This is a genomic window from Allobosea sp. FW305-C-101 (assembly GCF_058783685.1).
This window is the reverse complement of record NZ_JBYSYT010000001.1, coordinates 1,494,601-1,508,068: the sequence shown is the minus strand read 5'-3', so window position 1 is coordinate 1,508,068 and position 13,468 is coordinate 1,494,601. Positions and strand designations below refer to the sequence as shown.

The following is a 13,468-nucleotide window of genomic DNA, read 5'->3' as shown; positions in this document are numbered from 1 at the left end:
ATGGTTGATGGTTATGGTGAGTGTGCGTTCAGCATAACGGAGTGTAAAACTCGCGCCGAACCGGGTGCCTGTGCGGCACCCGGGCCCGGGCCCGTCGAGCCGATGCCCCGCTACGATGCGATGCCGTATTTTGTCATGAGCCAGGCGTTGACCGGAGCAAGATCGGAAGCGGAAATCTCTCCTGTCGAGGCGCCGAGGGTCAGGTCGTAGAGCAGGCCTTCGAAGGCGACGTGCCGCTGCGGCGAGTTCATCAGCGTCAGGCCGCTATCCGCTGCGCTTGTCACGGCATTGGTCGATCCTTTGGCGCCATTGCTCGACTCGTAATCCGCCACCAGGGTGCCATTCCAGTAGTGCCGGCAACGGATGAAGCTGGACGCCGGGTCATCATAGTCGATGACCGTGGTCAGCAGGCCCTTCTGACCGAGGGGCGGACCCCAGCGGTTCGGCGGCAAGGTCGTCGCACCGCGCTCGATAGCGGCATTGAAGGGCCGGGATCCCGCCTGCTCGATCCGGCAGAAGCCGGAGCCTGCCGCGGAGAACTTGATGCAGGCGGAGGAGCTGGCAGCAAGCGCTGCCGAAGCATCGCTTTGGCAGGTCGCCTGGTTCTCGTAGAGCAGGACGGCGACGCTCGACCCGGGCCGGCGCCTGATCCAGTATTCGCCGCTGGCGAGAGGTTGCCCGTTATCCGCGCGGGTCGGTGCCGGCGAGGCGCTGGGAAACCAGAGGCGCATCCTGGCGATATCGGCATTGCTTGGAACCAGTCCGGAACTCGATCGCCCCGTTCCGCCCAGGCTGCCGTTGTTCGAACCGCTGACCGTGAAGTCGGCCGCGACGTCGTTGGTGATGTCGCCGTACTGGTTGGCGTTGGAGCGGACCGTGCAGACATTGCCGCCGGTCTGTTGCTCGCGCCATTCGGCCACGAAGCGCATGCGCTCGCTGTCGGCAGGCCGCTCCGGAGCGTAGATCAGGAAACCGACGGAGCCCTGATCGGACGGTATCACGGGATTGGTACCGGCGGAGGCATCGGCCTGTGAGACGTGGAGCGTCATGGTATTGGCCGTGACCGCGCGGACCCAATAATTCGTGGTTCCTCCCGAAAATCCTGCCGGTAGCGCGCCGCCATTGGCATGGGCGAGCAGCCTGACGCGCCAGCCGGTGGTCATCTGGTGGGTCGTGAAGCTGATGACGCCTGTCGAGGCACTGACGCCGGTCGGAACGATCGGAACCTTGGCGAGGCCGCGCGTGTCGGTCTCGTCCCAGCGCAGCACCGCGAACTGGACGATCGACCGCTTGGATCTCGTTTCCGTCTGGAACGCGATGCGCTGATCGGTCGCGCTCATGTCGAGACCGAACCCGTACAGATTGTACGAGCTGTTGCTGGCCGGATCACGCACCAGCAGGCGCCCTTGCAGAGCCTTGTCGCCTCGGCTGTCGGCGACGATCTCGAAGCGGTGGTGGCGGTTGGTCGAGGCGATGCCGATCTTGTAGGCTGGCTTGCCGGCGATCAGGTTCGGCAGCTCTTTCGCGAGCGGCAAGGTGGTCAGGCGATGTGTGCCCGTGCCTTGATCGGCGAAGACGACCCTGTTGACGCCTTGCGCGAAATTTTGCGCCGGCATCGGCGTGTCCTCGGAGAGCATGGTGGGCGTTGTCGCCCAATGAGCCTGCGTCGCCTCGGGATAAACGTCGTAGCCGCCGCCTGAACGGGGCGACAGGAAGTAAGCTGCGTCCGCCTGCAAGGGTGTCGGCAGGCTGCCGGTCGACGAGAAATAGACCCTGACCGCGGCCGCCGACGCGAATGTCGAGAATGCCGCGAAACCAAGGTCCGGCAGGACGATTTTCCCGGCGCCCAGATCGACATCCGCAGGTGTGAAATGCTGGTCGAGTTGCTCGACGGTGTTGCCGGAATCTCCCCCTGCAACGCGGAAGAATGCCGGCGTAAAGCTGGGGAACGCGGTCGAGGCGCTGTTGACGCTCAATGAGACGGCCGTGTCGCGCGGCGAGTTCGTCGCGCCGGCCAGCGTCTCCCGTAACGTCACGCCGAAACTGCCCGCAACGCTGGGCGTCGGGCCGACGACGAGATTGGTTCCCGAGATCGCGACGCGCGCATCTGCCGGCACGATCGACACGGTCGAGCCGGCGGTCAGACCGGAAATTGCCCCGATCAGGGTGCCGGACGCGGCCTCTGCCGTGAAGGACGATGAGGACAGGCTGAGGGCCGACAACGTCACGTCGTCACCCGGCACGACAATGGACGGGCTGTTCCCGCTCGTGACGACCCGCGATTGAGATGCCGAAAGCTGGGAGCCCGCCGCCGGCGCTTCTGAAAAGGTGAATGACCATCCGCCAGTTCCATTCGCCGTGGTGGTTCCGGCGACGATGCCATCGCGGCGAACCGTGATCGATACGCCTGGTTCGGACGTGCCGGAGAGGATATGTGTCGTCTTGGAATAAGCGAGACTCGCGGGCGGCGAAACCGCCGCAGCCGTCGCAGCTGCGCTGCGTTTGCCGGAGAAGACGCTTCCCGTCAGAAATGCTGTCATGGCTGGCCCTTCTTATTCGTAGAACTCGATGGAGCCGGCGCAAGCGGCCGGGGCGCGCAGAAGGACATGCGTCGGGGTCGTGATCCCGTCGGGGAGCTTGCCGGGAATGCGGCGCGCGCCGGGATTGAGCACCGAGCCGGAGCCGTCATTCGTGGTAGCAGTGGGCAGAGAGAAGCTCGAGGTCGACGTGCCGATCGCGACACGAACATCGCTGTTGAAACTGAACACGGCGAAGCGTCGACCCGCAGGGATCGCCACATGATGGAGCGTATCCGCCGCCAGCACGATGTTCTCGACCCAATCGGTAAAAGGGGGAGCCAACGCGGCGCGGTTGGACATCAAAGGGTATTCTTCATGAAAGGCGGTCATGGTTGGGTTCTCTGCTCCGGTGGGAAAACCGGAGACTACGGGGATGCAGGCTGGCGGGGATAAGTTCGTCGTGGCGGTGCCGGGCGCCTGGCGAAGCGAGAGCGAATGAGAACTCCCATCCTCATATTCCGCGCGCGCCGCTGGCTGCGTCGCCATAACCTCACATTGGCGATCCCGGCATGCCTGGCCGCCATCGCGGCCGCCGGCCTTTTTGTCCTGGCGGGGCAGGACCTTCCGCCGGAGCCGCTCGAGAACACCACGCCGTTATCGGACGGGAAGCCGCAAACGTCGAGGGCCGCCAAGATCGAATCGCGCATGGAGGCAGCCGCCGCGGCGGAAGCGCGCGCGGCGGCGGGGGGCGACATGTCGGCTTGGCCTGCATTCGCCGTGCCTCCGCCGATGTACTCGGTTGACGGGACGAGTTTCCGCCGCGGCGAAGAGATCGTGCGCCTTTGGGGCGTCGAGGGTCCGAAGCAGGAGGATGTCTGCCTCGATGGTGACGGACGACGCTGGTCCTGCGGCCTGCAGGCGCGTGCGGCATTGCACAACACCGTTACGGGTCGCGGGCTGCAATGCCAGCCGCGCAAGGCGCTGCCGGCAGGAGCATTGGCTGCTTCCTGCAAGATATCGGATGGGGAAGGGCGCCAGGGCGGCGATCTGGCGGCGCTCATGGTTGCGCAGGGATGGGCCCGCCCCGATGCCGATGGGCAGGCGCTCTATGCCACCGAGGCCGACAATGCCAGGCAGAGGCAGGCAGGGCTGTGGCGCGGTGGGTGGAAGATCGCTCCACAGGCGCAATAGAAGCGGTCCGACGCCCGCCATCTGGAGTTCAGCCCTGCCGATGCTTTCAATCGTCAGGGGCCCTCGATTTGGATTAGCACTATAAAGTTTTCATAAAAATAGAATCGAATACATTATTCTATCCACATGGCAGGTTTGAGTGGTGTCGTTTTTCAATATAGGATCGATTTCTGTCGAATAAAACTGTCATAAAAGATGATAATTGCATTTGCTCTATTCATATTCGCATTCGCGATCGGATTATTATCGAATTTCATATTGGCGATCGGGTTGCCGATCGTGGCAACTGTCCTCGTTGTCGTCACTTGGCTGGCGCGGCAGAAATTCGAGTTTTTCGAGTTTCTCGTCCTCGTGGGTCATCTCCTCGCTTTTCACTCAGGCTATCTGATCGGCGCTTATCTGGCGGGCCTGCGGCGGCGTCGGCAAATGCAAGCTGATGCTCAGGAAGCTGGCGATGCGGAACCGGAGGTGAAAACGCGGCGCTTCGGGACCGACAGGCTGCAATAAGGCCGGGGCTTCCATCCCGGCGCCCGGTGCATCTGTCCTGTCCTTCATCGGACAAGCGGTTGCGATGACGTTTTGACGCGCTGCACCATTGGGCGCATGATCGCCCATATGTCTCCGACGAACATGCACGCAGGGCTGGGACCCAAGGCCGTCCTGCTCCTCTCCATGGGGCTGGGCGGATGCTTGGCCATGGAAAGCGATCGCGGTCAGCGCACGCTCGCTCCGCTCGATTTCGTGCGCTTCTGCATGGATTACCGCTCCGAATGCAGGGCGGATCGTCCGAATGCCGTGATCGCGTTGACGACCCAATCAGAGGGAGTGATCGCGGACGTCAACAAGGCGATCAACCGCCGAATCGAGCCGGTGACCTGGACCGCGCCTTGGCGAATCCATCCGACGACAGGCAATTGCAACGACTATGTCGTCACCAAACGCCATGAACTGATCAAGCGCGGCTTTCCGGCCTCGGCGCTGCTCATCGCGACCGCGCGCACGCCGGGAGGCGAAGGACATCTACTGCTGGTCGTTCGTACCGATCGCGGCGAGCGCGTGCTCGATAATCTCACCGACGACATCCTGCCCCCCCACCGAACCGCTTTCACCTGGCTCACACGGCAATCCGGCTCCGATCCGAATATCTGGGAAGATATCTCGGGTGCCTGAGCCCGTGCGGATCGAGGCCGGCCTCGGACATCGCGGCATTGACGCCTTCAGGCCAGCAAGGTCCCGTGATCCAGGAAGTGAAAGTCGTCGATCGTCAGCGCGCCTGGCGCCACGCCCTTGAGCAGGATGCTGTCCCCGCCGCCGAGATCGATCAGCGTGTCACGGCCTGAGGCGCTCAGATGCGATTGCATGTCCGCGAAATCACGGACCTGCGCGGCATCGAAGACCAGTACGTCGTGATTCGAGCCGGAGCCGGAGCGGAAACCCGATACGACATCGTGCCCGAAACCCTCCGCGAAAACGAAGGTATCGTTGCCCTGGCTCCGGAACATGTCAGCGACGCCTGCCGTCGAGATGAGCGTCACACCACCTTGCCAGGCAGTCTGGGTATGGGAGCCGTCGAGATTCGCCTGGTCGGTAAAGAGCACCTTTCCAGCAGCGTCATAGGCCGTGTGCTTCGCGACATAGCCTGAGGCGCTCGCGTCAGCCGGCGTGGTGTAGATATCCTTCGTGCCGTCGGCGTGCACCTGCGAATCGCTTGTCATCACGGCTACGCCTGCGATGGCGGCGAACAGCTTCGTTTCGCTGATCTCCGTGCCGCCCGGCGCGAACTTGATGACCTCGCTGGCGAGCACGCCGTTCTTGTAGGTCAGGGTGTCGGAGGCGCCATTCGTCCGAACCTGGGTGTGGAGCAGCTGCTGGCCGCTCGCATCGTAAGTGTCCGTCGTCTTGGTCCCGTCGCTGGCGAGATCGAACGTTTGAAGTTCATGGCCTGCGAAGGTACGCGTCTGGTGGATGAGCGTGCCATTGGCGTCATAGCTGTCGTGCTGGGCGCTGTAGGCACTTCCCGAGATGTTGAGGGAGGTCACGTCTTTCGAGCCATCGGCGTGAACGAGCGTGTCTCGGGTCAGGACGGCCTTTCCGCCGACATTGGCGTAGACCTTCGTTTCGCTCTGTTCGGTCCCGCCGGCGGCGAATTTCACGACGTCTCGCGAGACCACGCCGTCCTTGAACGTGATGGTGTCGGTATAGCCGTCGGTCCTCAATTCGACATGGGATTTCTGGAGACCGGCAGCGTCATAGGTGTCCGTGATCTTGGTGCCGTCTGCGGTCAGCCGGTAATGATAGTCCAGGCTGGCATCGGCATGGGTGCGGGTAGCTTCGATCAGGGTCCCCGCCGCGTTGTAGACGTCGTGCTCGGCGACGTAGCTCTTGCCGACGATGGCGGAGAGATAGACGTCCTTGCTGCGGTCGGCATGAAGCTGGGTCTCGCTCGTGAGGAGCCCGATCGCATTGAATGTCTTGGTGACGGAGATTTCCGATACGTTCGGTGCGTAGGTCGCGACTTCTTTGGTGACGAGGCCGTTCGTGCGCGTCTGGACGACCGAATGGACGATCGGGCCGAGCGTCACCTCGATGATGACGGGATGGTCCGAGACTTCGATCACGGAACTGGCGCGCGGGTCGCCGAAAACGCGCAGGGGAGCTGTACCGACGAGCGGATCGTAGAGCGTCGCGGTCGTGGCGCCCGCGAAGGACAGGTCGACGGCGATCTTGGGCGCCTGGATGGCCGTCTGCTTGTTCGGATCCCAGATGTTCGGCTCGGCCCAGAGCACGAGATCGTAGGTGCCGGCGCTTTTCTGGATCAGCAGCGTGTGGACGCCCTTGTCCAGGGGCTTGTTGAAGGTGACGTCGAGTTGTCCGGGCTCCACCTTCGCATCGGAGCCCGCCTGGAGGATCGTCATCAGGTTATGGACCGCATCGGCCGCCGGCTTGGGCGTGCCGTCGGCCCGGAACAGCCCGTAGTGCTCCTGGATGGGTGAGGAGGGATTGGGCACATTCCTGTCCAGCAGCTCGTAGAGATACGTCATCGAGACGTTGTTCTCGGCCGCATTCATCAAGGTGTTCAGGATATACTTGGCTTGCGTCGCCTCATCGACGCCCCACTGGGCATTGCTGGGAAGCGTGCTGTACCCGGTCTCGGTCACGTTCATCTTGTGGTCTGGCGTCGCCGCCTGTGCGACCGAAAGCCATGTTCCGAAGCTGGCGGGCGAGCGGCCATAGGTACCGTAGATATGGACATTGCCCTCGTCCGAGATCGAGGACAGATCGCCGTATCCATCGAGGTAGTGCGTCGTCGCATAGGCCAGCGTGAAATCCATGACCTTGACGTTCTTCAGCAACGGATCGCTGTGCACGAAGTCGAACAGCGATTTCTGGAACGCCTTGACTCCGTCTACACCCCAGGAGTTGGCCTCGTTCGGGCCCTCTACCGATTCCAGCGCGCCGGGAAAGCGCGACGCGAAGGTTTGCAGCGCCTTGATCTCGTACGGGGCCAGCGTGCTGATGGGAAAGTCGAACTTGTAGCCGCGTTCGGCGAGATAGGTTTCCGTCGTCGTGGTGTAGTCGTAACCCGATTTGCCGAAACCGGCGCCGATGCCGTCGCGAATATGGGTGATGTGCAGGTACTTCAGCGAATTCTCGACCAGCACCGCATCCCGGTAGGCATAGGGGAGCGTGAGTGATGCCATGCCGCTATGCATGTTGATGCCGACGGAGTCGATGAAGGAGGCGGCGGTTTCGGTCGAATTCAGATGCAACACCGTCTTGGATGTCGTCTCGAAAGAAGCGGTGGAAGCTGAACTCATCGCGGCACTCGATCGTGATTGTGCGATGATCTATTCTCGAAATTTATTCCGATTCCGCGATGCAAAGACGTAAAAATCTAGACAAATATCATTCTCTCAAATTGCGCGTTTCTTGTTGATCTGGCGTAGAGCAATCGTTCCCGCGATGATCATCTTTTTCGGCTGGATTCGAGAGCGCGGTCAGCCGACCCGAGGCAGAGCGGGTCGCGAAGCCGTCAGCTCGTTGCGTTGACGAGCGTTCAGCCGAATGGCTTATTTGCGATATGACATTCGTTGATCGCCACCTGCGGCTCATCCTGGCCGTCTACGCCATAGCGATCGCATTCACCGCAATCTTTGGCGCGCGTGCTTGAGCCGCGCCGCCGTTCGATGGCGTTGAGGCGTGGCCTGCCATTTCGCGGCAGGCCCGAATGGGGCCGATGCTTCAGATCCTCCTGATCAGTACGCCATCGATGCGGATCTTCGCGCCGGTCACCTTCCTCGCCCGTTCGCTGGCGAGGAAGGTGACGACATCGGCGAATTCCTGCGGCTTGCCGTAGCGGCCAGCCGGAATCGCCGCCATCGAGGCCTCCGCGACGGCTTCGCGCGTGCCACCGTTCCGGGTCGCCGCGGCATCGTCGAGCTGGTCGACGCGCTCGGTATGGATGCGACCGGGCAGCATGGCATTGACTGTGACGCCGCTGCTCGCGACCTCCGAGGCCAGCGTCTTCGACCAGCCGATCACCGTGGCACGGATGCCGGCATCGATTGCCAATGCTATTCAGTCTTATTAGCGATAGCGGACGTCAGGATCCGCCGAGGGGACGCCCGCCCCAGCCAAGCCTGACACGCCCGAGCGCCATCGTCACCGCCGCTTGCGTCGGCTCGACGATGGGCAGGCCCAGTTCCTGCTCCAGCGCTTCGCGGAAGCGCGCCATGCCGGCGCAGCCCATCACCAGCACGTCGGCATGATGCGCGTCGCGCAGGGTTTTGCCGACGGCGATCATGCGACCGATCGTGAGGTCGTCATCGGCCATTTCGGCGATGGTGAGGTTGACCGGCAGGTCGCCGGCGAAGCGGCTCATCATGCCCATCGCGCCGAGATAGCGCAGATGGCGCGGGATCGAATTCTTGAGCATGGCGACGATGCCGAAGCGCTGGCCGAGCGTCAGCGCCGTCAGCACGCCGCTTTCGGCAATGCCCAGCACCGGCTTCGCGCTCTGCTCGCGCAGGGCGTGCATGCCGGGATCGGAGAAGCAGGCGACGACGAAGGCGGCCGCCTCGTTCTCAAGGTCCGCCGCCCGCTTGAGCAACGCGGGGATCAGCCCGTCGACATCGCGCTGCGACTGGATTCCGGGTGGCCCGTCCGCCAGCGTCAGGCATTCGATGGCAGGGCCGCCCGCCATGCGCAGCGGCGCGACGGCGACGTCGATCTCGCGGGTCACGCGCTCGGTCGAGTTCGGGTTGATGACGTAGATCGTGCCGCTCACGACATCTCTCCTTCAAGAATGGCGGTCCGTGTCCGCTCGCGCCAGCCGTCCAGTGTCTGGCGCGGCTCCTGGAAACGGTCGCCCAGGCCGACATACCAGTCGGCGCCGTGCAGGCGGCCGACGAGATCAAGCTTGTCGATATCGACATGCAGCCGCTCGTCGACGATGCCGTCGCGGATATGGAGATGGACGATCTCCCCGATGACGAGATTGCGATGCCTGGTGCCGAACGAGAGCGACACCGTCTCGCGGCATTCGAGCTGGACCGGCGAGGTAGCGAGCCGCGGCGCCGCGACCTTGGCGCTCGCCACGGTATCGAGCCCGGCTGCCGCGATCTCATCGATCTCGGAAGGGAAGTCGATGGCGCAGACCTGCATCGCCGCCACCATCGCCCGGTCGACGAGATTGACGACGAAGCCGCCGGTCTCGCGAATATTGCGCATCGTGTCTTTCAGCGGTTCGGTGCCGCTGCGTCCCTCGATGCCGAGCACGACCAGGGGCGGGGCATGGCTGAACACGTTGAAGAAGCTGAAGGGCGCGGCATTGGCGCGGCCCTTCCCGTCGACCGTGGTGACGAGCGCGATCGGCCGGGGCAGCACCGTGTTGACGAGGAGCTTGTAGAGATCGCGCTCCCCGAGGTCGCTCGCGGCCCAGTCCATCGCCTCAGCCCAGTTGCGCGTCGAGCAGGCGCACCGTCTCGGCCAGCACGCGGGCGCCGTCGCCGGCCTGGTCGGGCGTGATCGATTCCTCCGGCGCATGGCTGCGCCCTTCGAGGCAGGGCACGAAGACCATGCCGACGGGGCCGATAAAAGCGATGTGGACGCCGTCATGCCCGGCCCCGCTCGGCAGATCGCGTGTGGCGAGCCCGAGCGCGGCCGAGGCATTGGCGATGGCCGCGCGCACCTCCGGCGCGCAGGCCGTCGGCGCGACATGGCTGATCGGCTCGACCGCGATCGTGAGACGCAATTCTTCGAGGGTAGGGCGCAGGTCGTGTACCAGCGCCTCGCCGAAGGCCTTCACCGCCGCCTCGTTCCCCGAGCGGACCTCCAGCGTCAGCAAGGCCTCGCCTGGCACGGCATTTGCCGCGTTGGGGCTGACCTCGATGCGCCCGAAAGTGGCGACGAGCGGCTGGTTGTCCCGCGCGGTCCCAAGCGCGCGCTTGTAGGCGGCCTCGACGAGTTTCGCGGCGCCGACCAAGGCATCGGCCCTAAGCGGCATCGGCGTCGCGCCGGCATGGTCGGCCCGGCCGGTGACGATGATGCGCTCGCGGCGGATGCCGACGATATCGGTGACGATGCCGATCGGGATGCGCTCGTTCTCCAGCACGCGGCCCTGCTCGATATGGACTTCGACATAGGCAGCGATGCCGTCGGCCGCCCGCTTGACCGAGGCCAGCTCCGCCGGTCGCCCGCCGACGAAAGCGATGCCATCGCGCAAGGTCATGCCGTCAGGGCGGGTCAGCGCCAGATGCTCATCGGTCAAGGTGCCGGCGAGCGCGCGACTGCCGATGCAGGAGAGGCCGAACTCGCTCGGCTCCTCCGCGAGGAAGTCCACCACCTCCAGCGTATGGCGCAGGCGGTCGCCGCGCTCGCTGAAGCTCTGCGCGACCTCCAGCGCGGCGAGCACGCCCAGAATACCGTCATAGCGCCCGCCGGAGGGCACCGTGTCGGAATGCGAGCCGACCAGGATCGGCTTCAGGCTCGGATCGGCGCCCGCAAGCCGACCGATCAGGTTGCCGGAGGCATCGAGCTCAGTCTCCAGCCCGGCCTCGCGGAATTCCGCTGCCAGCCAGTCGCGCCCTTCGAGGAAGCGCGGGGTGAAGGAGCGGCGCGTCCACGGACGCTCCGGGTCGGTGATCCCGGAGAGGGTCTCGATGCGGCGCCAGAGCCGGTCCTGATCGATCGACATGGGGCTCAGGCCGCCGGGCGCAGGAAGCGGCCGTCGCCGGCCTTGTTGCGGATCGCCTTGCCGTCCCAGGCGAGCTGGCCGCGCACATAGGTGGCGGCGACGCGGACGCGGAATTCGCGGCCCTCCATCGAGCTCCATTTCACGGCCGACAGGCTCTTGCTGGGATCATGGATGAAGCGGCCGGGTTCGAGCACGGTGATGTCGGCATCGGCGCCGGCTTCGAGCCGGCCCTTGTCGGCGAGCAGGAAGGCCTTGGCAGGCCCCTCGCAGAGCTGCTTCACCACGATGGTCGGCGACAGGCCGTGCTCCTCGCAGCCGGTCCAGAGCGCCGGCAGCAGGGTCTCGATGCCCGGCCCGCCCGAGGTGTTCTTGAAGATCATCGGGTCGCCCTTCTTCTCCAGCCCCCAGGAGACATGGTCCGACGAGATGAAGTCGCAATGGCCGGCGGCGAGATGGCTCCAGAGCAGGTCGCTCTCGGCCTTCGGGCGGATCGGCGGGTAATGCTTGATCTTGGCGCCGAAGCGCGGGCCGTGCTCCTCGGCATTGAGCATGAAGTACTGCACGCAGCTCTCGGCCGTCGCCTTGTAGCCGGCGCGCTTGTACATGTTGCAGATCTCGAAGCCGCGCGCGGTCGAGACGTGGACGGCATGAGCGCGAGCGCCCGTCTCGGCGCCGATCTCGTAGATGCGGGCGGTGGCGAGGTTCTCGACCAGCGGAGGATGGGCGCGCAGGAAGGCGTCCGCGCCGGTGTCGCCGGCCTCGATCAGCCGGGCGATATTGCGCCGGGTCATCTCCTGGTCCTGGTTATGGACGCCGCAGAGCAGGCCGGTGGGCTCGATCAGCTTGAAGGCCTCGTAGAGCGTGTCGTCGCCGATGCGGGGGAAGCGCGTCGGGTTGGCTTCGAAGGTCGAGAACTTGAAGGCGCAGGCGCCGGCCTGGACGAGGCCCGGAATGGCATGCAGGCCGTTCTCGACGGTGATCGTGGCGTAGAGCGCGACATCGACATGGGCGTCGCGCTCGACCACCGCGACCTTCTCGTTGAAGAGCTTGGCACTGGTGACGGGCTCCGGCTCGTCATAGGGCATGTCGACCATCACGGTGACGCCGCCGGCCGCAGCGGCCCGCGAGCACATGCCGATGCCCTCGTGATTGGCCTGGCTGCCGGAATGGACCTGCCCGTCGATCACGCCGGGAATGATCCACTGGCCGCGGAAATCCTGCGTCTCGCGGGCCGCGGGCGGCGTACCCTGACCGACCTTGCCGACCTTGCCGCCGCTCACGGCGACATAGCCGTCCTCGATGATCCGGTCGGCCAGCACGATATTGCCGCGAAGGACGAGATCGAAATCGCTCATGGTGGGGTATCCGGTTGATCCTGCGGGGTAGGTGGGGAATGCGCTCAGCCTTCGCGGCGGAGCGCATAGTCGGTGAAGTTCATGCCGAGCGCCTTCTCGACGATCGGATAGACGCTGGGGTCGGTCACGCTCGAGCTCAGCGGAATCTTGCTCTTGGGCACGCGCAGCACCGAGAGTGCCATGCCCTCGCGGACATGGCCGGAGCTGACCGGCTGGCCGTCAGTGTCGAGCGTGGTGATCACGTCCGGGAAGCAGGCATGTCGCGCGCCGTCGAGATCGGTCACCGCCATGTACTCGTTCATGACATGGATGACGCGGGCGGCGGCCCCGGTGCCGATCTGGATCGTGCCGATGTCGAAGGCCTCGTTGGTGTAGCGCACGTCCTTCTTGGCGACGGTGCCGCGCGCGATGATCGAGCCGCCGGTCTCGTCGCAGATCGCGTCGATGACCGCGCTGCCGCCCTTCGGCTTGGCGGCGAGAATGCGCTCGCCCAGCGCCAGAGCCATGGAGATGCCGCCGAGCGCGGCGTTCTTGCGGACATAGGCGGCGGACACCGGGTTGCGGCAGGAGGCGATGAAGCCGCCCGACATGTCGGAGGCGGTGCGCAGGATCGGCGAGACCTTGGCGGTCGCGCCGCGCGTCACCAGCTCGATATACTGGTTCTTGGAGCGGTTGCCGCCGACCGCGACCTGGATCGTCGCTTCCGGGCTGTTGGCGAGGCCGATCGAGCCCATGTCGCCGGTGGGATGGGCGCGGATATCGCCAACGGCGTCGACCACCTTCACGCCGAGAATCGCGCTCGGCAGCCAGGCGTTCAGCGTGCTCGACATGCCGTTCTGGCCGATGATCAGGCCGTAGATCGGCTTGCCCAACGCTTCCTGCAGCAACTGCACCGCCTTGACGTAGTCGATGCCCCACATCTCCCACTCGGTCGTGCCGCCGGGGGCGCCGATCGCGGCGGCGGTGGCGATGATCGCGTCGTCGGGAATCTCGTCCATCGTGACGAGCTCGGGCTTGCCGGTATTGACCGCGGCGGTGCCGAGCATGCGGCCATGGTCGGCCCAGCCGCCTCCGCCCGCCGCGAAGACAGACCCGCCGGCGACGGCGGCCTCGACATCCCCAATCGTCAGGAAGCGTCTCATCGGCCGGCCTCGTCCCATGTCAGCCGGTCGGTTCCGGCGAAGCCGAGCTTAGAGCGCTAGGCGTGA

General features: G+C 64.8%; 12 protein-coding genes and 1 pseudogene. 2 read left to right on the top strand and 11 right to left on the bottom strand.

From position 1 onward, the window contains the following. Window positions 1-110: 110 nt before the first annotated feature. The 3 genes and pseudogenes from AC3WMA_RS07135 to AC3WMA_RS07125 all read right to left on the bottom strand — a co-directional run bounded on the left by AC3WMA_RS07135 (window position 111) and on the right by AC3WMA_RS07125 (window position 2,909). A complete protein-coding gene (locus AC3WMA_RS07135; protein WP_492284764.1) occupies window positions 111-2,228 on the bottom strand; it encodes a hypothetical protein in 2,118 nt (705 codons plus the stop codon). 63 nt (window positions 2,229-2,291) lie between these two features. After that, window positions 2,292-2,540, bottom strand: a pseudogene (locus tag AC3WMA_RS07130) (Ig-like domain-containing protein); the annotation flags it as partial. Between the two features lie 12 nt (window positions 2,541-2,552). Beyond that, window positions 2,553-2,909, bottom strand: a complete 357-nt coding sequence (locus AC3WMA_RS07125; protein WP_492284663.1) for a hypothetical protein — start codon at window positions 2,907-2,909, stop codon at window positions 2,553-2,555. A gap of 105 nt (window positions 2,910-3,014) precedes the next feature. Here AC3WMA_RS07125 and AC3WMA_RS07120 point away from each other — a divergent pair, with 105 nt between their 5' ends. Continuing rightward, window positions 3,015-3,710: a thermonuclease family protein gene (locus AC3WMA_RS07120; protein ID WP_492284662.1), complete on the top strand. Its 696-nt coding sequence runs from the start codon at window positions 3,015-3,017 to the stop codon at window positions 3,708-3,710. Window positions 3,711-4,085: 375 nt separating this feature from the next. Here AC3WMA_RS07120 and AC3WMA_RS07115 read toward each other — a convergent pair whose 3' ends face one another. Continuing rightward, window positions 4,086-4,325 (bottom strand): hypothetical protein, encoded by a 240-nt coding sequence (locus AC3WMA_RS07115; RefSeq protein ID WP_492284661.1) that lies wholly within the window; start codon window positions 4,323-4,325, stop codon window positions 4,086-4,088. A gap of 81 nt (window positions 4,326-4,406) precedes the next feature. On the opposite strand from AC3WMA_RS07115, the gene AC3WMA_RS07110 reads away from it, so the two are divergent. Further along, window positions 4,407-4,880, top strand: a complete 474-nt coding sequence (locus AC3WMA_RS07110; protein ID WP_492284660.1) for a transglutaminase-like cysteine peptidase — start codon at window positions 4,407-4,409, stop codon at window positions 4,878-4,880. A 47-nt stretch (window positions 4,881-4,927) separates the two neighbouring features. On the opposite strand, the gene AC3WMA_RS07105 is transcribed toward AC3WMA_RS07110, so the two are convergent. From AC3WMA_RS07105 to ertC, 7 genes are all read right to left on the bottom strand, one after another. Beyond that, the gene (locus AC3WMA_RS07105) at window positions 4,928-7,528 is read right to left on the bottom strand and encodes a hypothetical protein (RefSeq protein ID WP_492284659.1); all 2,601 of its coding nucleotides are present in this window, start codon (window positions 7,526-7,528) and stop codon (window positions 4,928-4,930) included. Between the two features lie 424 nt (window positions 7,529-7,952). Continuing rightward, entirely contained in the window at window positions 7,953-8,282 is a 330-nt protein-coding gene (locus AC3WMA_RS07100) for an SDR family oxidoreductase (RefSeq protein ID WP_492284658.1), read from the bottom strand. A gap of 31 nt (window positions 8,283-8,313) precedes the next feature. Beyond that, window positions 8,314-8,997 (bottom strand): aspartate/glutamate racemase family protein, encoded by a 684-nt coding sequence (locus AC3WMA_RS07095; RefSeq protein WP_492284657.1) that lies wholly within the window; start codon window positions 8,995-8,997, stop codon window positions 8,314-8,316. Further along, window positions 8,994-9,656 carry a flavin reductase family protein gene (locus tag AC3WMA_RS07090; protein WP_492284656.1) on the bottom strand — a complete coding sequence of 221 codons (663 nt, stop codon included), beginning with the start codon at window positions 9,654-9,656 and terminating at the stop codon, window positions 8,994-8,996. Before AC3WMA_RS07090 ends, AC3WMA_RS07095 begins: the two co-directional genes overlap by 4 nt. A gap of 4 nt (window positions 9,657-9,660) precedes the next feature. Next, entirely contained in the window at window positions 9,661-10,905 is a 1,245-nt protein-coding gene (gene ertE / locus AC3WMA_RS07085; RefSeq protein WP_492284655.1) for an N-carbamyl-l-glutamate amidohydrolase ErtE, read from the bottom strand. 5 nt (window positions 10,906-10,910) lie between these two features. Then, a complete protein-coding gene (gene ertD, locus AC3WMA_RS07080; protein ID WP_492284654.1) occupies window positions 10,911-12,260 on the bottom strand; it encodes a hydantoin-5-propionate amidohydrolase in 1,350 nt (449 codons plus the stop codon). 44 nt (window positions 12,261-12,304) lie between these two features. After that, window positions 12,305-13,402 carry a thiohydantoin desulfurase gene (ertC, locus tag AC3WMA_RS07075; RefSeq protein ID WP_492284653.1) on the bottom strand — a complete coding sequence of 366 codons (1,098 nt, stop codon included), beginning with the start codon at window positions 13,400-13,402 and terminating at the stop codon, window positions 12,305-12,307. Window positions 13,403-13,468: the final 66 nt, after the last annotated feature.